General features: G+C 63.0%; 21 protein-coding genes and 1 tRNA gene. 13 read left to right on the top strand and 9 right to left on the bottom strand.

Translation table 11 applies throughout. The features are described 5' to 3' along the window. The first annotated feature begins 4 nt into the window (after window positions 1-4). On the top strand, window positions 5-304 hold the full coding sequence (locus LMTR13_RS37205) for an EthD family reductase (protein ID WP_065732069.1): 300 nt from the start codon (window positions 5-7) through the stop codon (window positions 302-304). 1 nt (window position 305) lies between these two features. After that, a complete protein-coding gene (gene styB, locus LMTR13_RS37200) occupies window positions 306-791 on the top strand; it encodes a styrene monooxygenase NADH-dependent flavin reductase subunit StyB (RefSeq protein ID WP_065732068.1) in 486 nt (161 codons plus the stop codon). A 23-nt stretch (window positions 792-814) separates the two neighbouring features. On the opposite strand, the gene LMTR13_RS37195 is transcribed toward styB, so the two are convergent. Then, entirely contained in the window at window positions 815-1,330 is a 516-nt protein-coding gene (locus tag LMTR13_RS37195; RefSeq protein WP_083219539.1) for a MarR family winged helix-turn-helix transcriptional regulator, read from the bottom strand. Between the two features lie 135 nt (window positions 1,331-1,465). On the opposite strand from LMTR13_RS37195, the gene LMTR13_RS37190 reads away from it, so the two are divergent. From LMTR13_RS37190 to fahA, 5 genes are all read left to right on the top strand, one after another. Beyond that, a complete protein-coding gene (locus LMTR13_RS37190) occupies window positions 1,466-3,079 on the top strand; it encodes an FAD-dependent oxidoreductase (protein ID WP_065732066.1) in 1,614 nt (537 codons plus the stop codon). Window positions 3,080-3,088: 9 nt separating this feature from the next. Further along, window positions 3,089-3,319 (top strand): DUF2783 domain-containing protein, encoded by a 231-nt coding sequence (locus tag LMTR13_RS40120; protein WP_083219384.1) that lies wholly within the window; start codon window positions 3,089-3,091, stop codon window positions 3,317-3,319. A gap of 33 nt (window positions 3,320-3,352) precedes the next feature. Further along, entirely contained in the window at window positions 3,353-4,309 is a 957-nt protein-coding gene (locus tag LMTR13_RS37180; RefSeq protein WP_065732064.1) for an MBL fold metallo-hydrolase, read from the top strand. Window positions 4,310-4,312: 3 nt separating this feature from the next. Then, the gene (hmgA, locus tag LMTR13_RS37175) at window positions 4,313-5,659 is read left to right on the top strand and encodes a homogentisate 1,2-dioxygenase (RefSeq protein ID WP_065732063.1); all 1,347 of its coding nucleotides are present in this window, start codon (window positions 4,313-4,315) and stop codon (window positions 5,657-5,659) included. Between the two features lie 210 nt (window positions 5,660-5,869). Next, window positions 5,870-7,141, top strand: a complete 1,272-nt coding sequence (gene fahA, locus LMTR13_RS37170; RefSeq protein WP_065732062.1) for a fumarylacetoacetase — start codon at window positions 5,870-5,872, stop codon at window positions 7,139-7,141. Between the two features lie 10 nt (window positions 7,142-7,151). On the opposite strand, the gene LMTR13_RS37165 is transcribed toward fahA, so the two are convergent. Together LMTR13_RS37165 and LMTR13_RS37160 are read right to left on the bottom strand one after the other, a co-directional pair. Next, a complete protein-coding gene (locus LMTR13_RS37165; protein ID WP_065732061.1) occupies window positions 7,152-7,463 on the bottom strand; it encodes a DUF1272 domain-containing protein in 312 nt (103 codons plus the stop codon). Window positions 7,464-7,546: 83 nt separating this feature from the next. After that, window positions 7,547-8,014: an Lrp/AsnC family transcriptional regulator gene (locus LMTR13_RS37160; protein ID WP_065733298.1), complete on the bottom strand. Its 468-nt coding sequence runs from the start codon at window positions 8,012-8,014 to the stop codon at window positions 7,547-7,549. A 123-nt stretch (window positions 8,015-8,137) separates the two neighbouring features. Here LMTR13_RS37160 and hppD point away from each other — a divergent pair, with 123 nt between their 5' ends. Then, window positions 8,138-9,256 (top strand): 4-hydroxyphenylpyruvate dioxygenase, encoded by a 1,119-nt coding sequence (hppD, locus tag LMTR13_RS37155; protein WP_065733297.1) that lies wholly within the window; start codon window positions 8,138-8,140, stop codon window positions 9,254-9,256. Window positions 9,257-9,380: 124 nt separating this feature from the next. On the opposite strand, the gene LMTR13_RS37150 is transcribed toward hppD, so the two are convergent. The 4 genes from LMTR13_RS37150 to LMTR13_RS37135 all read right to left on the bottom strand — a co-directional run bounded on the left by LMTR13_RS37150 (window position 9,381) and on the right by LMTR13_RS37135 (window position 14,389). Next, on the bottom strand, window positions 9,381-10,487 hold the full coding sequence (locus tag LMTR13_RS37150; protein WP_065732060.1) for a CaiB/BaiF CoA transferase family protein: 1,107 nt from the start codon (window positions 10,485-10,487) through the stop codon (window positions 9,381-9,383). A 172-nt stretch (window positions 10,488-10,659) separates the two neighbouring features. Next, on the bottom strand, window positions 10,660-11,460 hold the full coding sequence (locus tag LMTR13_RS37145) for an FAD binding domain-containing protein (RefSeq protein WP_065732059.1): 801 nt from the start codon (window positions 11,458-11,460) through the stop codon (window positions 10,660-10,662). A 17-nt stretch (window positions 11,461-11,477) separates the two neighbouring features. Then, on the bottom strand, window positions 11,478-13,817 hold the full coding sequence (locus LMTR13_RS37140) for a xanthine dehydrogenase family protein molybdopterin-binding subunit (protein ID WP_065732058.1): 2,340 nt from the start codon (window positions 13,815-13,817) through the stop codon (window positions 11,478-11,480). Between the two features lie 83 nt (window positions 13,818-13,900). Then, entirely contained in the window at window positions 13,901-14,389 is a 489-nt protein-coding gene (locus tag LMTR13_RS37135) for a (2Fe-2S)-binding protein (protein WP_065732057.1), read from the bottom strand. 497 nt (window positions 14,390-14,886) lie between these two features. Between LMTR13_RS37135 and LMTR13_RS37130 the strand changes: the two genes are divergently transcribed. Next, a complete protein-coding gene (locus tag LMTR13_RS37130; protein ID WP_083219538.1) occupies window positions 14,887-16,857 on the top strand; it encodes a methyl-accepting chemotaxis protein in 1,971 nt (656 codons plus the stop codon). A gap of 141 nt (window positions 16,858-16,998) precedes the next feature. Here LMTR13_RS37130 and LMTR13_RS37125 read toward each other — a convergent pair whose 3' ends face one another. Next, on the bottom strand, window positions 16,999-17,349 hold the full coding sequence (locus LMTR13_RS37125; protein ID WP_065733295.1) for a DUF3175 domain-containing protein: 351 nt from the start codon (window positions 17,347-17,349) through the stop codon (window positions 16,999-17,001). Window positions 17,350-17,912: 563 nt separating this feature from the next. Here LMTR13_RS37125 and LMTR13_RS37120 point away from each other — a divergent pair. From LMTR13_RS37120 to LMTR13_RS37110, 3 genes are all read left to right on the top strand, one after another. Then, on the top strand, window positions 17,913-19,412 hold the full coding sequence (locus LMTR13_RS37120; protein ID WP_083219383.1) for an MFS transporter: 1,500 nt from the start codon (window positions 17,913-17,915) through the stop codon (window positions 19,410-19,412). Window positions 19,413-19,427: 15 nt separating this feature from the next. Beyond that, complete coding sequence (otsB, locus tag LMTR13_RS37115; RefSeq protein ID WP_065733293.1) at window positions 19,428-20,264, top strand: trehalose-phosphatase; 837 nt, start codon at window positions 19,428-19,430, stop codon at window positions 20,262-20,264. A 197-nt stretch (window positions 20,265-20,461) separates the two neighbouring features. Then, window positions 20,462-21,919, top strand: coding sequence for a trehalose-6-phosphate synthase (locus LMTR13_RS37110; protein WP_065732056.1), 1,458 nt, complete (start codon window positions 20,462-20,464; stop codon window positions 21,917-21,919). Window positions 21,920-21,996: 77 nt separating this feature from the next. Here LMTR13_RS37110 and LMTR13_RS37105 read toward each other — a convergent pair whose 3' ends face one another. Further along, entirely contained in the window at window positions 21,997-22,347 is a 351-nt protein-coding gene (locus LMTR13_RS37105; protein WP_065733292.1) for a hypothetical protein, read from the bottom strand. Between the two features lie 196 nt (window positions 22,348-22,543). On the opposite strand from LMTR13_RS37105, the gene LMTR13_RS37100 reads away from it, so the two are divergent. Next, window positions 22,544-22,633, top strand: a tRNA-Ser gene (locus tag LMTR13_RS37100). The last annotated feature ends 196 nt before the right edge of the window (window positions 22,634-22,829 follow it).

Here is a 22,829-nt window from a genome sequence, read left to right as displayed (position 1 = left end):
AACGATGCACTGCCTGACCGTCACCTATCCGGCGCCGAGCGATGCCGCCCGGTTCAAGGCCTACTACGAGACAAAGCACGTTCCGCTGGCGAAGCAGCTCCCGGGCCTGAAATCCTGCGCCTTCGCCTATCCGGAGGCGCTCGGTCCTGACACTGCGCCATTCTGCATTTTTCAGGCTTGGTTCGACAATGCAGCCACGATGCTCGCCGCGCTGCAGTCCGACATCGGCCGGAAGGTCGCGGCCGACGTGTCCAATTACTCGCCCGATGGCGCGACGATCTTTCATTACGCCACCGGAGCGTAGGATGCAGCACGCCAATCCCGCTGCGTTTCGCGAGGCGGCATCGCGCTTCGTCACCGGCGTCACCGTGCTGACCACGCTGGACCAGCATCGGAATGTCTGCGGCATGACGGTAAACAGCTTTATCACCGTCAGCCTGTCGCCGCCCACCGTGCTGGTCTCGATCATGCCGGGAAGGATGCACCGGGCGATCGCTGAAAGCCGCCGCTATTGCGTCAACGTGCTGCCCGAAGACGGCCGGGGATTATCGAAGCATTTCTCCGGCCGTCCGAGCGCCGGCACGAAGCCCAGTTACGAGCTCGTCCATGGTCTGCCGAGATTGCCTGGTTGCGTGGCCTTCTTTGCCTGTGAAGTCACGCAATCCATCGACGTCAACGACCACACGCTGTTCATCGCCGAAGTGTCAAGCTGCGATCACTGCGACAATGCTCCGCTGGTGTTCTTCTCAAGCCGCTATCATCTCGGGCCGGGCACGCCGATCGACCGCTGATACGGCGCAACGCGCTCAACCGGTCAGTACGCTTGCTTCGCGTCCGCCTCTTCGCTGGTCTGCACCAGGTCGAGGCTGTCTTCGATCTTGCCGAGCAGCCGCGCGAAATCCTTGCGCTCCTGCGCGGACAGGCAGGAGAGAATCTCCTGTTCCCTGCGCAGCAGCCGTGGGATCAGTTCCTCGTAGAGCGCCACGCCCTTGCGCGTCAGTTGCAGGCGGAATTCGCGGCGGTCTTCCTCGTTCTCGACGCGCTCGATGATCTCGCGCTTCATCAGCGAGGTGACCGCGCGGCTGATGGTGGATTTGTGGGTCCGGGTGCAGTGCGCGATGTATTGCGCGCTGCAGGCATCGTGGCGGAAGCCAAGCGTCGCCAGCACGCGCCATTCCGGAATGTCGAGCCCGTAGCGCACCGCATATTCGGCCGAGAGCGCGGAACTGACTTCCGCCGCCAGCCGGTTGAGTCGGAACGGCACGAACTTGAAGAGATCCAGCCGTGCGGCTCTTTTCGGCGCGCTCTCTTCCCACGGACCGGTAGCCATTTCGCCTGACATCGCTTTTGGCAAGGATCGCCTCGATTTGAGTTGCGCCGGACCCGGGCCGGGGGTTAAGATAGTTGCAGGTGAGACTAATTAGCAGGACCGCAGGTCCTTGGCTAGTCACGGGGTTGAGCCCGCATGGCGCTGACTAAAACCCAATTCGGCTATCGTCGCCATCCCGATCAGGATCGGGCGGGCGCGAACGTTGCCGAACATGCGGCCGTCGTGGTCGGCGCGGGCCCGGTGGGACTGTCGCTGGCGATCGACCTGGCGCAGCGCGGGCAATCCGTCGTGCTGCTCGACGACGCCGACCGGATCGGCGAGGGCTCGCGGGCGATCTGCTTTTCCAAACGTTCGCTCGAATTCTGGGACCGGCTCGGCATCGGCCAGCGCATGGTCGACAAGGGCGTGGTGTGGAGCGTCGGCAAGATTTTTCACGGCGAATCCCAGCTCTACCAGTTCAACCTGCTGCCGGAGGAGGGCCACAAGCGGCCGGCCTTCATCAACCTGCAGCAATTCTATGCCGAGGCCTATCTGGTCGATCGCGTCGAGGAGCTGCCTGCCATCGACCTGCGCTGGCGCAACAAGGTGACGGGGCTCGAGCCGCACAACGACCACGTGGTGCTGTCGATCCAGACGCCGGAAGGTCCCTATCGGTTGGCTGCGCAATACGTGATCGCCTGCGATGGCGCCCGATCCTCGCTACGCCAGATGGTGGGAGCGGAGTTTGCGGGCCAGGTGTTCGAGGACCAGTTCCTGATCGCCGACGTCAAGATGACCGCGGCGTTTCCGACCGAGCGCTGGTTCTGGTTCGACCCGCCATTCCACGCCGGACGCTCCGCGCTTCTGCACAAGCAGCCCGACGATATCTGGCGGATCGACCTCCAGCTCAATCGTTTTGCCGATCCGGCGGTGGAAAAGCTGCCGGAGAATGTGCGGCCGCGCATCGCGCGCATGCTCGGGCACGACAAGTTCGATTTCGAATGGATCTCGCTGTACAAGTTTCAGTGCCGCCGGATGAACAAGTTCATCCATGGCCGAGTGATCTTTGCCGGCGATGCCGCGCATCAGGTGTCGCCATTCGGCGCCCGCGGCGCCAATTCGGGGCTCGAGGACGCCGAGAACCTGGCGTGGAAGCTCGATCGTGTGCTGCGGGGAACCTCGCCCGAGGCGCTGCTCGAGAGCTACCACATCGAGCGCAGTGTGGCCGCCGACGAGAACATCCGCGAGTCCACCCGCTCGACCGACTTCATGGCGCCCAACTCCCATCAGGAGGCGCGGCTGCGCAAGGCGGTGCTGTCGCTCGCCAGGGAAACCGAGTTCGGCAAGCGCATGGTGAATGCGGGTCGTCTCTCGACTCCTTCGATCTACGAAACGCCGCTCTCGACCGCCGATGGCGATTCCTGGCGCGGCGGGCCGCGTCCCGGCGCCTCGATGCCGGATGCGCCCGTAGCGGGTGCTGGCGGCGAACCGATGTATCTCACCGATGCTTTCATTGGGGCGGGAACGGGGTTCACGCTGCTGGAGTTTAGCAACGGTGCTGCGCCGGAGCTGCCCGAGGAAATCGGCACGATCCGGATTGGCGGCAAAGACGGCCTGGCCGATTCTGCAGGTCTTGCCGCTACACGTTACGACGCCGAGCCCGGCACGGCCTATCTGCTGCGTCCCGACGGCTACGTCGCAGCGCGCTTCCGGCAGCCGACCCGCGAGGCGCTCGACGCCGCGCTGTCGCGCGCCACAGGGCACAACTGAGGGTTCGTCATGGCGCTATCGACCGGTTCGAACTTTGCCAAGCCTGACGACGCGTTCCGTGCCATCGTTGAGGCGCATCGTGGGCTGAACGACGAACAGAGCGCCGATCTGGACGCGGCGCTGGTTCTCATTCTCGCCAATCACATCGGTGACCTCGGTGTGCTGAAGGAGGCCATCGCGCTCGCCGCCCGGCGAATGCTCGATGCGAGCCAGCAGCAACAGCAGCAACAGCAGCAATAATTCACCTCTCGCACGAAGTCAGGAATCGAATTGATGGCTAAAGGTTTCGCCTCCACAACCGATCTGGCGGAGAAGAAGATCACCTTCTCCGAAATCGGCACCGATCTTTACGCGTTCACCGCCGAGGGCGATCCGAATTCCGCGATCATCGTCGGTGACGATGGCTGCCTGGTGTTCGATGCGCAGTCGACGCCGGCGATGGCCAACAAGGTGATCGAGCGGGTGCGCACCGTCACCGACAAGCCGATCAAGTATGTCGTGCTGTCGCACTATCATGCCGTGCGCGTGCTCGGCGCCTCCGCCTACAAGGCGCAGGGCATCGTGGCCTCGGCCGAAACCTATCGGTTGATCGAGGAGCGCGGCCAGCAGGATTGGGACTCCGAATACGGCCGCTTTCCCCGCCTGTTCCAGGATGCAGAGAGCATTCCCGGTCTGACCTGGCCGACGCTGACGTTCGAAGGCGAGATGTCGATCTACCTCGGCAAACGCGAGGTGCGGCTGATGCAGCTCGGTGCGGGGCATACGTCGGGCGATATCGTGGCCTGGGTGCCGGATGCCGAGGTGATGTTCTCCGGCGATCTCATCGAATATCACTCCGCCTGCTATTGCGGCGATGCGCATTTGCGCGAATGGCCGATGACGCTGAATGAAATCCGCGCCTTCAACCCGAAGGCGATTGCGCCGGGCCGCGGCGACGCGCTGAAGGGACTTTCGACCGGGCGCGATGCGATCGCGATGACGCGCGATTTCGTCACCACGCTTTATGGCGCGGCGGAAAGCTCGGTCGCCAAGGGCCGGACGCTGAAAGAGACCTTCGCCGCGACGCGCGAGGTGATGGATCCGAAGTTTTCAAGCTTTGCGATCTACGAGCACTGCCTGCCGTTCAACGTCTCGCGTGCATTCGACGAGGCGTCGGGAATCGACGATCCCGTGATCTGGACCGACAAGCGCGACCAGGAAATGTGGGCCGCCCTGCAAGGAGGAGGATAGACCATGAATATCAATACCTCGCCTGATCAGATCGTTCGCAGCAGCGCGCAACTGACGCCGGGCTATATGTCCGGCTTCGGCAACAGCTTTGAGACCGAGGCCTTGCCCGGTGCGCTGCCGATGGGCCGCAATTCGCCGCAGCGCTGCGCTTACGGACTCTACGCCGAACAGCTCTCCGGCTCGCCCTTCACCGCGCCGCGTGGCAGTAACGAGCGCTCCTGGCTCTATCGCATCCGCCCATCTGTGAAGCATTCGGGCCGCTTTGCGAAAGTTGATGCCGGGCTGTGGCGCACCGCGCCGTGCCACGAATACGAACTGCCGATCGCGCAGCTCCGATGGGATCCGGCGCCGATCCCGAAGGAGGACATGACCTTCCTGCAGGGCGTGCAGACCATGACGACGGCGGGCGACGCCAATACGCAAGGAGGCATGGCCGCGCATGTCTATCTCATCACCAAATCGATGGTTGATCAGCACTTCTACAATGCAGATGGCGAGATGATGTTCGTGGCGCAGCAGGGCAATCTGCGCCTCGTCACCGAGTTCGGCCGCATCGACATCGAACCGGGCGAGATCGCGGTGATCCCGCGCGGCGTGAAATTCCGGGTCGAAATTCCGTCAGGTCCCGCACGCGGCTATCTCTGCGAGAACTACGGCGGCGCCTTCACGCTGCCGGAGCGCGGACCGATCGGCGCCAATTGCCTCGCCAATTCGCGCGACTTTCTGACGCCGGTTGCCAGCTACGAGGACCAGGACACGCCGACCGAACTCTACGTGAAGTGGGGCGGCTCGCTGTTCAAGACTACCCTGCCGCATTCGCCGATCGACGTGGTGGCGTGGCACGGCAATTACGCGCCCTACAAATACGATCTGCGCACCTTCTCGCCGGTCGGCGCCATCGGTTTCGATCATCCCGATCCCTCGATCTTCACGGTGCTGACCTCCCCGTCGGAAACGGCGGGTACCGCGAATATCGACTTCGTGATTTTCCCGGAGCGCTGGGCGGTCGCTGAAAACACCTTCCGCCCGCCCTGGTATCACATGAACATCATGAGTGAGTTCATGGGGCTGATCTACGGCGTCTATGACGCCAAGCCGCAGGGTTTTGTTCCAGGCGGCATCAGCTTGCACAACTGCATGCTGCCGCACGGTCCCGACCGCGACGCCTTCGATCACGCCAGCAATGGCGAACTGAAGCCGGTAAAGCTGACCGGCACCATGGCCTTCATGTTCGAGACGCGTTTCCCGCAGCGGGTTACCAAGCATGCCGCGACCACCGCGGCCCTGCAGGATGATTACGCCGATTGCTGGAAGGGCCTGGAAAAGCGGTTCGATCCGAACAAGCCGTAGCCTCTCACCCTCCCCTGGAGGGGGAGGGTCGCCGCTCATGAAATGAGCGGCGGGGTGGGGTGACGGTCTTTCCGCATCGAACAGTGCCCGTGTGGAGAGATCACCCCACCCCGTCTCGCATTTCGCTGGCGCTCCATGCGAGCCGACCCTCCCCCTCCAGGGGAGGGTGAAAGAAGCTGCCACCGATATTCAATCTCCATCGAGAAAACCATGCCCCACCCCAACGATCCCAAACTCCGTTCCTTCATCGACGTCGCGCCCGATTCCCATTTCCCGATTCAGAATCTCCCCTACGGCGTGTTCTCCGCCAAGGACGGCCTCGCTCCGCGCGTCGGCGTCGCGATCGGCGATTACGTGCTCGACCTCTGGCAGCTCGCGCAGGACTGCCGGTTCGATGTGGTCGAGCCGGCGGTGTTCGCCGCGCCGCAGCTCAATCCGTTCATGGCGCTGGGGCCAAAGGTCTGGTCGAGCACGCGGGCGCGGATCAGCGAGCTTTTGCGGCACGATCATCCCGAGCTGCGCGACAACGAAGCCTTGCGCAAGCGCGCGCTGGTGCCGATGACCGACGTCAAGCTGCACATACCGTTCGCCGTCTCCGGCTACACCGACTTCTATTCGTCCAAGGAGCACGCCACCAATGTCGGCGTGATGTTCCGCGGCAAGGACAATGCGCTGCAGCCGAACTGGCTGCACATGCCGATCGGCTATAACGGCCGCGCCTCGACCGTCGTCGTCAGCGGCACGCCGGTACGCCGGCCGCGCGGGCAGTTGAAGCCGCCGACGGCCGACGTGCCGAGCTTTGGCCCATGCAAGCGGCTCGATTTCGAACTCGAAATGGGCGTGGTGGTCGGCCAGCCATCTGTCATGGGCGAAATGCTCACCGAAAAGCAGGCTGAAGAGATGATCTTCGGCTTCGTGATCCTGAACGACTGGAGCGCGCGCGACGTCCAGCAATGGGAATATGTCCCGCTCGGCCCGTTCCAGGCAAAAGTGTTCGCGACCTCGATCAGCCCGTGGGTGGTGACGCGCGAGGCGCTGGAGCCGTTCCGACTGCACGGCCCGGTGCAGGACCCCAAGCCGCTGCTCTATCTGCAGCAGACGCAGCCGAACAATTACGACATGGCGCTGGAGGTGGATTTGCGTGCGGCGCAGATGAGCGCGCCGAAAAATATCAGCCGCACCAATTTCAAGTACATGTACTGGTCCTCGGTGCAGCAGCTCGTGCACCACGCGGCTTGCGGCTGCGCCATGAATGTCGGCGATCTCTTAGGGAGCGGCACCATCTCCGGCCCGGAGAAGGACCAGCGCGGCAGCCTGTTGGAGATCAGTTGGAACGGTACCGAGCCGGTCGAATTGGTCGAGGGCGTCAAGCGCTCGTTCCTGGAGGATGGCGATTCGCTGGTGATGCGCGGCTGGTGCCAGGGCGCCGGCTACCGCGTCGGCTTCGGCGAGGTCGAAGGGACGATCACGCCCTCGGAGTGACGTGGATGATTCAGCGCTCTTGCGGCGGTATGTCCCGCAGCCGCGTGGAGTGCGCGGCAATATCCTCGAGGCTGTACTTCAAATGCACCCGCTTGTCCGATGGCGGATGCTTCATCACGCATACGCCAGGCCGACGTTCCGTCGCAGGGCGGATCGGTCGCGGCGCAAAGCCGCCGCCGCAGTTCGGGCAGACGTTATGCAGCTTGGTTTCCACGCAATCCGCGCAGAACGTGCATTCATAGGAACAGATTCGCGCGTCCATCGCGTTCGGCGGCAGGTCCTTGTCGCAATATTCGCAGTTCGGGCGGAGTTGCAGCGCCATGGTCGTCTCATGCTGTGATTCCGACGGATCATCGCAAATCGGCCGGAAAACGCGAATGACGAATTTCCCTCGAATTGCGCCATCTAGGTTTTCAATGGCAGTCGCGCGCTCTCCTTCAGCCGGTCCAGCACGATCGACGAGCGCACATGCGCGACGCTCTGGTGCGGCATCAGCACGTTGTTGACGAGGTCGGAGAGGTCCTTCAGGTCCCGCAGCACGACCTTCAGCACGTAGTCGGCATCGCCTGTGAGCGAATAGGCTTCCTGGATGTCGTCGACGCGGTTGACCAGCGCGCGGAACTTCTTGGCGTTGTCGGGCGAATGCGTCGCCAGCGTGATGTGGACGAAGGCGATCAGGTTGAAGCCGAGCGCCTCGCCGGCGAGGTCGGCGTGGTAACCGGCGATCACCTTTTCCTCCTCGAGCCGCATCCGCCGCCGCGAGCATTGCGAGGCCGACAGGCCAACCATGTCGGCGAGCTGCTGGTTGGTCAGCCGGCCGTCGTCCTGCAGCGCGGCTAGCATTTTGAGGTCGAAGGCGTCTACGGATATCATGCGAAGATTGTCGCTTTCATGCACAAACTGTGCGCCACAGTAGCTCAATGCGCCCCTATTTGCATGCACTTTGCGCCCGACCCGACCGATATTGATCCAGATCAATTTTCCGGAGATTTCGCCATGGGTCCGTTTCCGCACGACGCGCCTGCCGCCACCATCAGCGCCGACAACCCGATGGGCACCGACGGTTTCGAATTCGTCGAATACGCCCATCCGAAGCCGGAAGAGCTGCACGCGCTGTTCCGTCTGATGGGCTATACGGCGGTCGCCCGTCACAAGACCAAGAAGATCACGGTCTATCGCCAAGGCGACATCAATTACGTTGTCAACGAAGAGCCCGGCACCCACGGCCACGGCTTCGTTGCCATGCACGGCCCCTGCGCGCCGTCGATGGCGTTTCGCGTGGTCGACGCGAAGCAGGCCTACGAGCGTGCGCTGTCGCTCGGCGCGGAGGCTGCCGACGTCTCATCGGCGCAGAAGACGCTCGACGTTCCCGCCATCAAGGGCATCGGCGGCAGTCTGCTTTATTTCGTCGACCGTTACGGCGCCCAGGGTTCGACCTATGACATCGAGTTCGAATGGCTGGGTGCGCGCGATCCGCATCCCGCCGGCGCCGGGCTCTATTACATCGATCACCTCACCCATAACGTCCATCGCGGCCGCATGGATGTCTGGACCGGCTTCTACGAAAAACTGTTCAACTTCCGCCAGATCCGTTTCTTCGACATCGAAGGCCGCGCGTCCGGCCTGTTCTCGCGTGCGTTGACCAGCCCGGACGGCAAGATCCGGATCCCGATCAACGAGGATGCCGGCGATTCCGGCCAGATCGAGGAATATCTCAACATCTATCGCGGCGAGGGCATCCAGCACATCGCCTGCGGCGCGCGGGACATCTACCGCACCGTCGAGATGCTGTGTGCGTCCGGCCTGCCGTTCATGCCCTCGCCTCCGGACACCTATTTCGAGAAGATCGACGCCCGCCTGCCGCAGCATGGCGAGGATGTCGCGCGGCTGCGACGCGACGGCATTCTCATTGACGGTGAGGGCGTCGTCGACGGCGGCCACACCAAGGTGCTGCTGCAGATCTTTTCCGCGAACGCGATCGGGCCGATCTTCTTCGAATTCATCCAGCGCAAGGGCGATGACGGCTTTGGCGAGGGCAATTTCAAGGCGCTGTTCGAATCGATCGAGGAAGATCAGATTCGCAGAGGTGTGTTGAAGGTGGATACCGCGGCCTGACGCTCTCATGTCCCGGACGCGCTGCAGCGTTCTTCACGCTGCTGTGCAGAGCCGGGACCAGCCGCCATGGGCCCCGGCTCTGCAGTGCACCGCTTCGCGCTGCACTGCGTCCGGGGCACGATTTCTACCGCTTCCACGCGCTCGTCAGCTCGGCAATATCCGCCTTCTCCGCATCCCGGATCGCCGACGGCGTGCGCGAGAACCGCGGCGCCGGTGCCGGCTGGGTCACGCCGTGGCGTTCGACGAAAATCTTTCGCGCGGCCATGTGCGGATGCTTTGGCGCTTCGCCCATGGTCAGGATCGGCGCGAAGCAGATGTCGGTGCCTTCCATGATCTTGCACCAGTCCTCGCGCGTCTTGCTCTTGAAGACCTTGGTCAGCTTCTCCTTCAGCGCCGGCCATGCCTTGCGATCCATCTGCGCGTCGAAATCGGCGTCGCTCAAGCCGGCATGCTGGCGCAGCAGCGCATAGAACTGCGGTTCGATCGAGCCGATCGAAATGAAGTTGCCGCAGGCGCATTCATAGATGCCGTAGAAATGCGCGCCGCCATCGAGGAAATTCTGCTCGCGCCCTTCCACCCAGCGGCCGATCGCGGTCATGTCGAAGAACATCGACATCAGCGAGGCCGCGCCGTCGCACATGGCGGCATCGACGACCTGCCCCTTGCCGGATCTTGATGCTTCCAATAGTGCCGCGAGCACGCCGACCACGAGATAGAGAGCACCGCCGCCGAAATCACCGACCAGGTTGAGCGGTGGCACCGGCTTCTCTTTGGTGCCGATCGCGGCAAGCGCGCCGGTCACCGAGATGTAGTTGATGTCGTGGCCGGCGGCGTGCGCCAGCGGGCCTTCCTGGCCCCAGCCGGTCATGCGGCCGAACACCAGGCGCGGGTTGCGCGCCATCACCACATCGGGCCCGAGGCCCAGCCGCTCCATCACGCCGGGGCGAAAGCCTTCGATCAGCGCGTCGGCATTCGCGAGGAGATCAAGCACCTGCGCGACCGCGGCCTTGTCCTTGAGATCGAGCTCGACGACTTTCCGGCCGCGCCCGGCCACCGACTTCAAATCCTTCTTCGCGCCGACGCGGTCGAGGGTGACGACTTCCGCGCCCATGTCGGCCAGCATCATGCAGGCGAAGGGGCCCGGGCCGATGCCGGCGAATTCGACGATGCGGAAGCCTGTGAGCGGGCCGGAGGTGCGGGTGGCCGATTGGGTGGCTGGTTTGTCGAGCACTTGTTTTCTCTCCCAAAGAAACGTCGAAGGGGACGTCTTAATTAGTTGATTAGCTAAATTGTCCCGCCGAAGCGAGAGCGTGGCAAGCTTCTTTTGCTGAAAATCTGGTCAAAAACAGAGCGGCGCGCATCGCTGCGCGCCGCTTGTGAGCGAAGTTGTCTTCAGGTGCTGGTCAGCCCGCGGCGGTCACCGCGCGCTGCGCCATCACCTTGATCAGGTTGGCGCGATAGTCCGAGGTGCCGTGAATGTCGTTCATCAGGCCGTCGGCGGAAATCTTGACGTTATCGAGCGCGGCGGCCGACCAGTTGGCCTTCAGCGCCGTCTCGATCGCCGGCACCCGCATTACGCCGTTTTGCGAAGCGCCGGTGGCTGCGACGCGGACGTCACCCGCCGGCGTCTTGGCGACGAACACCCCGGTCAGGGCGAAGCGCGACGCTGGATGGTTGAACTTGGCGTAGCCCGCTTTGGCCTGAACCGGGAACGACACGGCGGTGATGATTTCGCCGTCATCGAGCGCCGTGGAGAACAGGCCCTTGAAGAAATCATCCGCCGATATTGAACGCTTGTTGGTTTTCACGGTGGCGCCGAGCGCCAGCACTGCCGCCGGATAGTCGGCCGCGGGATCGTTATTGGCGAGCGAACCGCCGATGGTGCCGCGATGCCGCACGGCCGGATCGCCGATCAGCGAGGCAAGATAGGCCAGCGCGGGAAGCGCTTTTTGCACCGTTTCGCTCGAGGCCACGTCGTAATGGGTCGTCGCCGCCTTGACCATTATTCCGTCACCGGTCGGCTCGATGCCGATCAGTTCCTTGATCTTGCCGAGATCTATCACGTCGGACGGCGAGGCAAGCCGCTGCTTCATCACGGGAATCAGCGTGTGGCCGCCCGCCAGATATTTCGAGTCCGAACCTTTGGCGAACGCGGCCGCAGCTTCGTCGACCGAGGAGGGGCGATGATAAGTGGTCTGGTACATGATTAAGTCCTCCCTCGTTAGCCGTGGATCGCATGCCAGACGCGATCGGGCGTCGCCGGCATTTCCAGTTTGTTGTTGCCGATCGCATCGGTGATGGCGTTGATGACGGCGGCCGATGCGCCGATCGCGCCGGCTTCGCCGCAGCCCTTGACGCCGAGCGGATTGCCCGGACATAGCGTCGTCGTGTGCGACAGCTTGAAGGAGGGCAGGTCGTCCGCGCGCGGCATGGTGTAGTCCATGAACGACGCGGTCACGAGCTGGCCGGAAGCGTCGTATACCACGCCCTCCAGCAGCGCTTGGCCGATGCCCTGGGCAAGTCCGCCATGGACCTGGCCCTCGACGATCATCGGGTTGATCAGCCGGCCGAAATCATCCGCCGCCACGAAGTTGACGAAGGTGCTTCTTCCGGTGCCGGCATCGACTTCCATTTCGCAGATATAGGCGCCGGCCGGGAAGGTGAAGTTGGTCGGGTCGTAGAACGCGCCCTCCTTCAGGCCGGGCTCCATGCCGTCAGGCAGATTGTGTGCGGTGTAGGCGGCGAGCGCGACCATCGGCAGCGCCAACGACTTGTCGGTGCCGGCGACCTTGAACTCGCCGTTCTCGATGACGATGTCGTTTTCGGATGCCTCGAGCTGATGGGCCGCGATCTTCTTGGCCTTGGCTTCGACCTTCTCCATCGCCTTCAGGATTGCGGTGAGGCCGACTGCCGCCGAGCGCGAGCCATACGTGCCCATGCCGAACTGCACTTTATCAGTATCGCCATGAACGATCTGGACCTGGCTGATGGGAACACCGAGGCGTTCGGCGATGAGCTGGCAGAACGTTGTCTCGTGGCCCTGGCCGTGGCTGTGCGATCCCGTGAGGATCTCGATGGTGCCGACCGGGTTGACGCGCACTTCGGCGGATTCCCACAGACCGACGCCGGCACCGAGGCTGCCGACCGCCTTTGACGGGGCGATGCCGCAGGCCTCGATGTAGCAGGAAACGCCGATGCCGCGCAGCTTGCCCTCGGAACTGGCTTTCGCCTTGCGCGCCGGGAAGCCGGCATAATCGATCGCCTTCATCGCGGCATCGAGCGAGGCGTGGAAGTCGCCGATGTCATAGGCCATGATGACGGGCGTCTGGTGCGGGAATTGCGTGATGAAATTCTTCTTCCGCAACTCGGCCGGATCGACCTTCAACTGCCGCGCCGCCGTTTCCATCAACCGTTCCACCACAAAGCTTGCTTCGGGGCGTCCTGCGCCGCGATAGGCGTCGACCGGCACGGTGTTGGTATAGACGCTGATCACTTCGGCGAAGATGTTGGGAATGTTGTACTGGCCCGACAGCAACGTCGCATAAAGATAGGTCGGCACCGAGGAGGAGAACAGCGACATGTAGCCGCCGAGATTGGCGTAGGTTTTGACCCGCAGGCCGGTGATCTTGTTGTCCTTGTCGAGCGCCATCTCCGCCTTGGTCAGATGATCGCGGCCATGGGCATCGGTCAGGAAGGCTTCGGTGCGGTCGCCGGTCCATTTCACCGGACGGCCGACCTTCTTGGAGGCCCACAGCGCCACCATCTCCTCGGGGTAGATGAAGATTTTCGAGCCGAAACCGCCGCCGACGTCCGGCGCCACCACCCGCAGCTTGTGCTCCTGCGCAATGTTGTAGAACGCCGACAGCACGAGGCGGGCGACGTGCGGATTTTGCGATGTCGTGTAGAGCGTAAAGTGCTCTTCCGGCTCGTTATACTCGGCGATCGCCGCGCGCGGCTCCATCGCGTTCGGCACCAGGCGGTTGTTGGTGATGTCGAGCGAGACCACATTGGCCGCCGATTTGAAGGCTGCATCGGTTGCCCCCTCGTCGCCGATGGTCCAGTCGTAGATCACGTTGCCCGGCGCCTCCGGGTGCAATTGCGGCGCGCCCGGCGCGATCGCGGCGCGGATGTCCGGAACGGCGGGCAATTCCTCATAATTGACGACCACGGCTTCAGCCGCGTCGCGGGCCTGGTTCTTGGTCTCGGCGATCACCACCGCAACCGCCTGGCCGACGAAGCGCACGGTCTCCGGCGCCATGGCCGGCCATGCCCCCATCTTCATGCCCGTGCCGTCCTTGGAGGTAATCGCCCAGCCGCAGATCAGATTGCCGATCTTGTCGTCGACAATCTGCTGGCCGGTCAGCACGCCGACCACGCCCGGCATCTTCATCGCCTCCGAGGTATCGATGCTCTTGATCTTCGCATGCGCATGCGGGCTGCGGATGAAGTGTGCGTGGGTCATGCCCACCAGCTTGATATCGTCGACGTAGCGGCCCTTGCCTGTGATGAAACGGCGGTCTTCCTTGCGCACGACGCTTGCGCCAATGCCTTCAACGCCCATTGTGTGTCCTCCCGACCGGAATTGTTGTTTCCGCTGTTTCTTCCGAAACGCGGTCTTGAATTCTGAATTGGCCGTGCGCGGCTCTATTCTGCCGCCTGCGCCACCTTCATGCGCCCGGCCGCATCGAGCACCGCCTTGACGATGTTGTGGTAGCCGGTGCAGCGGCAGATGTTGCCTTCCAGCTCGTGCCGGACGGTCGCCTCGTCGAGTTGGCCGCCGCTATGGCGGTGCACAATGTCGATCGCCGACATGATCATGCCCGGAGTGCAGTAACCGCACTGCAGCCCGTGATTGTCGCGGAATGCCGCCTGCATCGGGTGCAGCTCGTCCCCCTTGGCGATGCCCTCGATGGTGGTGACGTTCGAGCCGGCGGCCTGGCCGGCCAGCACGGTGCAGGATTTTACCGCCCGGCCATCGATATGGACGACGCAGGCGCCGCACTGGCTGGTGTCACAACCGACATGCGTGCCGGTCAGGTTCAAATGGTCGCGAAGGAGATGGACGAGAAGGGTCCGGTCTTCGACCTCGGCCGAGACGGCCTTGCCGTTTACCGTCAGCTTGACTGTAGACACGCGTGGTACCTCCCGATGTTTTATAATTATTCCAATTAGAAACAGCGGCGAGGGAACTTGCAACTAGGATTTTGGTCGGCCCTGTCATTGTGATGACATTGGCGCAAGCGCAGAGACTCGCGATGCGAATCTTGTCACCCTCCCCTGGAGGGGGAGGGTCGGCTCGCATGAGCGAAGCGAAATGCGAAACGAGGTGGGGTGATCTCTCCACCCGGGCACTGTTGGATGTGGAGAGACCGTCACCCCACCCCGCCGCTCACTTCGTGAGCGCCGACCCTCCCCCTCCAGGGGAGGGTAAGAGACGGTCACCCGCACCCTTGCAAGTTTTGCCCGGGATTTACCCGCCCTTATCCATTCTGCCTTAACTTTGCGCACCGGATCGGGGGCTGGGCCTCCGATGCCTGTTTTTCAGAACGAAAACGGGGTGTGACGTGCGATTTCTGAAGCGTAGCGGCTCGTCTTTCAGGCTCCCGACTCTGCGGTTCCGCGCCAAGATCATGCTCGGCTTTGCCGTCGTGCTGGCGATTTCGGCCGCCAGCATGGGGTTTGCCTATCTCGGATTCGAGCGGGTTTCCGCCGGCGTGGAGTCCTACCGGCGCAGCGTTCTGGAGGCGGACCTGTCGCGCGACATCGACCGCGAGCTGATCTCCTACCGCTCGCTCGCCCGCTATTTCGTGGCGACCGGAAAGGAAGAGGATGGCAAGGCGGCGCTGGCCGCCGAAGCCGGCCTGAAGGACGCAATCATCGCCTCGATGAAGGGGACCACCAATCCGACGCGGCTCGAACAGGTTGCGAAACTGGAGCGGGAGTTCCGCGCCTTCACCAAGATCTTCGCCGACATCCTCAAGGTCAAGGACGAGAGCGCGCGGATCGCGCAGAACCAACTGATGCGCAGCGGCCAGTCGCTCTATTACAAGCTCGACGATCTCCCCAGCGACGCCGACGAATCCGAGCTTCAGGCGGTCACCTTCAGCGCAAAAAAAGTGGCCGATGAGTTTCAGGCCGTGGTCGGGCTAGCCAACACGTTCGTCATCAACTCGGACAAAACGGTCGCATCCAGCGCACTCGCGCGGTTGAAATTTCTCGGCAACTCGTTGAAGGCGATCCCGGTGAACAACGACAAGATTCGCCAGGGAGTCCAGGATATCTCAGGTCTGCTGGAAGAATACCAGAAGGCGCTCGCCAAGCTGGTCGACAATTCCAAGGAGATCGACGAGCTGACGCTGGAAATGACGGAATCGGCCGCCGCCATCAACAAGGGCTCGGCGGCGATGAAGTCCGACTTGCTCGCCGATCAGAAGCGGTTAGAGGCCGAATCGGATGCAACGATCGGCGAGACCGAACGGCTGATCCTGATCCTTGCCGCCGGTGGCTTTCTGCTCGGCTGTGTCTGGGCCTTCTTCCTCGGCAAAGGTATTTCGCGGCCGATGACCGCGATGTGCAATGCCATGCGCGAACTCGCTGCCGGTAATTTCGAAATCGTGCTGCCCGGCCTCGGCCGCAAGGACGAACTCGGCGAGATGGCGAGCGCGGTCGAGGAGTTCAAGGTGCAGGCCATCGCCCGCGCCGAGCGCGACGCCGCCACCCAGGAGGCGCAGAGCAAGGCGGCGAGCGCCGCGCGCCGCGCCGAACTCATTCGCTTCGCCGACGAATTCGAAGCAGCCGTCGGCGCCATCGTCTCCAACGTGTCGTCCTCGGCCGTGCAGCTCGAATCCGCAGCAGGCAAGCTGACGCGGACGGCGGAAACCACCCAGAGTCTCTCCAGCCAGGTCGCCGGCGCCTCGGAAGAAGCCTCGACCAATATGCAGTCGGTGGCATCCGCGACCGAGGAATTGTCGGCCTCCGTCGACGAGATCGGGCGGCGCGTCAAGGAATCCAGCCAGATTGCGGAAGCCGCCGTGCGTCAGGCTGAGCAGACCGACGGGCGGATCGGCAAGCTGTCGCGGGCCGCGCAGGAGATCGGCGACGTGGTTAAGCTGATCACGGCAATCGCCGAGCAGACCAACCTCCTGGCGCTGAACGCCACCATCGAGGCGGCGCGTGCCGGCGATGCCGGCCGCGGCTTTGCCGTGGTTGCATCCGAAGTCAAATCGCTCGCCAGCCAGACCGCGAAGGCGACCGACGAGATCTCCAATCACATTTCGGGCATGCAGGGCGCGACGCAGGAATCGGTCGCCGCGATTAAGGAGATCGGCGGCACCATCGGCCGGATCTCCGACATCGCTGCGACGATCGCGAGCGCCGTCGAGCAGCAGAGCTCGGCAACGCAGGAAATCGCGCGCAGCGTCCAGAACGTCGCGCAAGGCACGCAGGAGGCCGCCGCCAACGTCATGCACGTCAACCGCGGCGCGACCGAGACCGGATCGGCCTCGGAGGAAGTGCTGAATTCGGCGCGCACGCTATCCAGCGAAAGCACGCGGCTTCGCGAGGAGCTCGATCGCTTCATGGCGAATATCCGGGCGGCGTAGTCGGCAATCCCTCTCGCCGTCGCCCCTGCGGAAGCAGGGGCCATAACCACTGCTGAACTTTGTTTGGCGCGTAACTGGCCGCACGCCCTTTGCGATGGACGCGGCGTATGGGTCCCTTGCGTTCGCAGGGACGACGAAGAATCATTCCCTTCCGAACTGGTGCTTCAGCTCCACCTTCGCGCGCTCCAGCCGCGCGCGCTGTGTTTGCGGCAAGGTCTTGCCGGCGCGGTTGATATAGAAGGTCAGCATCGACAGCGCCGATCGATATGCGCCTGACTTGCGGCGCGAGCTATGCTCGGCGGAGCGCTTCAGCGACGCTGCGATCTTCTTCGCGCTGGTCTGCTTGAAGACGCCGCGTTTCAGATCGAGCGCATCGCTCTCCCGTGTCACGCGTTGCGACCACCGCTTCGGCGATGATTTCTTCGCGGTCGTCCTGCGGCTGGTTTTCCGGGCTGCGGTTTTTCGTGGTGTGGTCTTCCGTCGTTCGACCATGATCGGCTCCATTTGCTGTTTTGCCGAAAACGGTCGCCCGGTTGTTCGGTTCCCTTCGATTGCCGTGATCATGGACTTGATCGACGTCTTGTCGTTGGCATTGAGCTCGGGCAATTCATGTCGCGAGATCGCAAATGCATACTCACTTGTCGTCGCCCGGCTTGACCGGGCGATCCAGTATCTAGAGACACCAGTGATAGAATCGATAAGCCGCGGCGTACTGGATCCCCGCCCTTCGCGGGGATGACAGTCGAGTGTGCGCCGCTATCTCTCCAATTGCGAGCGCAGCGAAGCAATCCGAAGCAATCCATTGTCACCCCATGCGCGGAAAGATGGATTGCTTCGCTGCGCTTCGCAGCAATGACGGGGATGGGCCGCTGCTCATCAATGCCCTGGAATGCACAGCACCCGGCAGCAGCTATGCAATTTCGTGATGCGAAAGTCCCCGGAACCTCACCCCTTGAGGGGCGTTATCTCGGTGGCGGGCAGTATGTTTGCCGCAATTGAGCGTGAAAACCCTGGGGCTGGGGCGTTCCGGGGTGTTTTTTCATTGGCTAAATCCGATGGATGCGAAAGCGATACGGCAAGGTGTGGCAGTGGCTGAAAGTACGCCCATTGCACCGCTGAGCCAGAATAACGACCGCGTCATCGAGACCAGCATACCAACGCGGCTCGATTGTCTGCGCTGGGGCGGCTTTCATACCCGCGTCGTGGCTGCGCTCGGCATCACCTGGATTCTGGACGGGCTGGAGGTCACGCTGGCGGGCGCCTTGTCGGGCGCGCTGAAGGAAAGCCCGACGCTGCAGTTTTCGAATTTCGACGTTGGTCTCGCCAACAGCGCCTATCTCGCCGGCGCTGTGCTGGGCGCCCTCGGCTTCGGCTGGCTGACGGACCGGATAGGGCGCAAGAAACTGTTCTTCATCACGCTGGCGGTCTATCTCTCTGCAACCGCGGCGACGGCGCTGTCGTGGAACGTCGCGAGTTACGCGCTGTTTCGCTTCCTGACCGGGGCGGGCATCGGCGGCGAATATACCGCGATCAATTCGACGATCCAGGAACTGGTGCCGGCGCGCTACCGCGGCTGGACCGATCTCGTGATCAACGGCAGCTTCTGGATTGGGGCTGCGATCGGCGCGGTCGCCGCCATCGTGCTGCTCGATCCCAACGTGCTCGCGCCTGATCTCGGCTGGCGGATGGCCTACTTCATCGGCGCCGCTCTCGGCCTGGTCATTTTCGTGATGCGGATGTGGATTCCGGAAAGCCCGCGTTGGCTGATGATCCATGGCCGTCCCGAAGAGGCGCACGCGATCGTCGACGGCATTGAAAGGTCGTCGACGAGACACCCGGATCATCCGGCCGATGAGGTGTTCCCGAAGATCAGGCTGAGGATGCGCAGCCACACGCCGCTGGGCGAAGTGGCGAGAACGTTGTTCACGACCTACCGGCAGCGTTCACTGGTTGGACTTGTGCTGATGGCCTCGCAGGCGTTCTTCTACAACGCCATCTTCTTCACGTTCGCGCTGGTGCTGACCGACTTCTTCGGCATCCCGTCACACGATGTCGGCTGGTACATTCTGCCCTTTGCGGCAGGCAATTTCCTCGGGCCGCTGCTGCTCGGCCGGCTTTTCGACACGCTGGGCCGTCGCACTATGATCGCGGCGACTTACAGTATCTCCGGCCTGTTGCTCGCGCTGTCGGGCTATTTGTTCTCGATTGGCGCCTTGAGTGCGCAGACCCAGACCATCGCCTGGATGGTGATCTTCTTCTTTGCCTCGCCGGCGGCGAGTGCGGCGTATCTGACCGTCAGCGAGACGTTTCCGCTGGAGGTGCGCGCGCTCGCAATTGCGCTGTTCTACGCGATCGGAACGGGCATCGGCGGCGTGGCTGGACCGGCGCTGTTCGGTGCGCTGGTCGATACCGGATCGCGCAACAGCGTTTTCGCCGGCTACCTGTTCGGGTCGGCATTGATGATCGTGGCCGCCGCCGTCGCGTGGCGGTATGCCATTGCGGCCGAGCGAAAATCGCTCGAATCTGTCGCACGGCCGCTCGCATGTGTGGAGTAGGATGAAATGGACGACATGAATCAGGATCTGGCCGAAATGTCATTGGAAGACGATATTGCTCGCGAAGACGATGCCGCGCCGGAAACCGTACCGGTGCCACGCTCGCTGGTGCCGCATTTGAGCGAATCAGCCATTCTGCTCGATATCGACGGTACGCTGCTCGATCTGATGCCGACGCCGCGCGAAGTCTGGGTGCCGCCGGGGCTGGCGAAGACCTTGAACCGTCTGCTGGTCCGGACCAATGGCGCGCTGGCGCTGGTCAGCGGGCGTTCGCTCAACGATATCGACCTGATATTCGCGCCCGATCAATTCCCGGCGGTCGGCGGCCATGGCGCCGAAATGCGGATCGAACCTGACAGCGAGGCGGTGGCCGCCCACGCCCCGCCGATGGACAAGGAGTTGAAGCGCCGGCTGGCGGCGATCGCAAAGCTGAGTCCGGGAATATTGCTGGAGGACAAGGGCTATTCGCTGGCGCTGCACTATCGCCTCGCGCCGCATGCCGAGAAGGCGATCTATGCCGCGGTGTCGCTGATCAGGGCCGATCTTCCCAATGCGCCGATCGAGGTGCTGCCCGGCAAATGCGTCTGCGAAATCAAGCACTCCGGCTTCACCAAGGCGAGCGGCGTGCGCGAATTGATGACGCGCGAGCCGTTCAAGGGGCGCCGTCCGTTCTTCATCGGCGACGACGTCACCGACGAGAGCGTCTTTGCAATCATGCCTGATCTCGATGGCCTTGCTTTCTCGGTCGGCCGTCGCGCCACGGGCGTGGCCGGGCACTTCGATGCGCCAAGCGACGTCAGGGAATTCCTTACACACCTGCTTGATGACGAAAGGGACGCATCGCTGCCATAATGTTTCTCATGTCGACGAGATTCGAACATAGATTCTCGCGCTTGATGCCGCGGTTCGCGACCAAATTTTATTTTTCGTGAGTTCCGGTGAGTTCCTGCGCGCCGCAGCCCGAATTTGGTTTCAATTCGTTGAAAGGGTGATCAGGAACCATATTGATGAATGGCTGTTAATGCGGGCGTATCAACGGGAGGGGACCTGTGAACCTCGTCGTCGTTTCTAACCGCGTTTCGCGCGGAAAACCCAACGAACCCATGACGGGGGGACTCGCGGCTGCGTTGTTGCCGATCGTCGAGAAGTCGGGCGCTATTTGGGTTGGCTCCAGCGGAAGGGTCCGCGACGGGAACCAGAAGGAACCATTTGCCGAGATCGAAGCGCTCGGCGCCGGCGCGCTGGCGATGCTGGACTTGCCGGCCGCGCATTACGGCGGCTACTACGAAGGTTTTGCAAATTCCGCGTTGTGGCCGGCGCTGCATTCGCGCGCCGATCTGATCCGCGCATCGCAGGAGGACTATCTCAGCTATCGCGAAGTGAACGCCTTCATGGCGCGCGCACTGCTGCGATTCCGAAAGGCAGATTCGGCGTTCTGGATCCAGGACTACCATTTCCTGTCGCTCGGCGCCGAACTGCGCGATCTCGGCGTCGCCGAGCCGATCGGCTTCTTTCTCCACACACCGTGGCCGGCCCGTTCGGTGATATCAGGCGTGCCGCATCATCGCGATCTGATCGAGGCGATGCTGGCCTACGACCTGATCGGCTTCCAGACCGAGGAAGACTGCGAGAACTTCCTGTCCTACGCGCAGTCCGATCTTGGCCTCGTCGTGCATGACGGCGTCATCATTTCGCGCTATGGCCGCACGCGCGCCGCGGTATTTCCGATCGGTATCGATCCCCAGCAATTCGCGCAGTTGGCGACGAAGGCGTCGACCCATCCGGATGTCTCGCGGCTGCGGCGCAGCCTGAACGGCGAGAAGCTCGCGATCGGCGTCGACCGGCTGGATTATTCCAAGGGCCTGATCAACCGCATCAAGGCGTTCGACCGGATGTGGACCTTGCACCCGTCGCTGGCGCGCACGGTGTCGCTGCTGCAGATCGCAACGCCGTCGCGCGGCGCGATCGAAGCCTACGGCAATCTGCAGAGCGAGGTCGCAAGGCTGGTCAGCGACGTCAACGGCGTTCACGGTGAAGTGGACTGGACGCCGATCCGTTATCTCAACAAGGGCTACGGCCAGGCCGTGCTCGCCGGCCTTTATCGCACCGCGCAGGTCGGCGTGGTGACGCCGCTGCAGGACGGCATGAATCTCGTCGCCAAGGAATACGTGGCCGCGCAAAATCCGGTCGACCCCGGCGTGCTCGTGCTGTCGAAATTCGCCGGCGCCGCCAACGAACTCGACACTGCGTTGTTGGTCAATCCGCACGACATCGACGGCATGGCGCGCACCATCGCGATTGCGCTGTCGATGCCGCTCACCGAACGGCGGATGCGCTGGGAGGCGATGATGGCGAAGCTGCGCGGTCACACCATCCAGCAATGGTTCGCCGACTTCACCGACGCGCTGCGCGAAAGCCAGCTCGATCGCTGCGAACTGGAGCCTGTCATGACGGAGCCTGCGCTATGGCCGCTTCGCTCCGCCAACAACAGCGCGCGATATCATTAGGGCCCAGATCAACCGCGCTACTCCTCGCCATGAGGGTTCGATGTAGGGGTGCTAGGCAGCCCTAAAGCGACCGCACGTCAATAACAATACGACACGCCATCCAGCACCGGGCAGCGCGCCTTGTTCGGCGCGCTCGGATTCTCCATCGGCACCATGCCGCCGCCCTTGCCTGTACCGGCGAACACGCCGGGGCCGATGACGACGGACGATTTGTTGCCGATGATGACGCTCGGATGCGGCGAGGCCAGCCTCGACCGCGAGCCGTCGGCCCACACGATCGCGTCGCCCGCGAAAATGCCGCGCCGGCCGTCGTCGCAGCTTACATCCACGCCCTGACGCGTACAGGCCTGCGCCATCGCCGGACCCGCCGCGGCGCCCGCAAATGCCGATATCAGGCCAGCGAACAGAAGCGCCCGCGCGATGATCATGCCGTCCTCCACCGATTGCGTTGCCACCATGGTCGTCGATCGTGGCCGGATTCCGGTTCAAGCGTCCGGAAAGCACCGATGATCCGACGCTGAACGTGCCAAATTGCTGAATAAATTCAAGTAATTGGGGAAATTTTAGCCACCGCGCCCGGCGTCCCTTGCAAAATCAGTGCTGCCCCTTCAAGAGAGGGCCTCCGGAGAGATGGCCGAGTGGCTTAAGGCGCACGCTTGGAAAGCGTGTGTGCGGGAAACCGTACCGTGGGTTCGAATCCCACTCTCTCCGCCAGCTCCTTCACAAAGCTTCTCTCACACGCGTAGGCCACGCTGCAGTTGCCAATGCTTGCGGCCATTCGCGAGCGAACCTCTGTACCACGGCAAGCGGGTCGGAGCCCTCGGTCCGACCGCGGCCATCGCGGCGCAGCTTCGCCGCGTCGTCCTTGGCAGGCGCGGCGATGCAGGGCACGTCGCAGGTCCTCGGCATA

Source organism: Bradyrhizobium icense (genome assembly GCF_001693385.1).
Classification (GTDB): Bacteria; Pseudomonadota; Alphaproteobacteria; order Rhizobiales; family Xanthobacteraceae; genus Bradyrhizobium; species Bradyrhizobium icense.
This window is presented reverse-complemented; position numbering and strand designations above follow the sequence as displayed.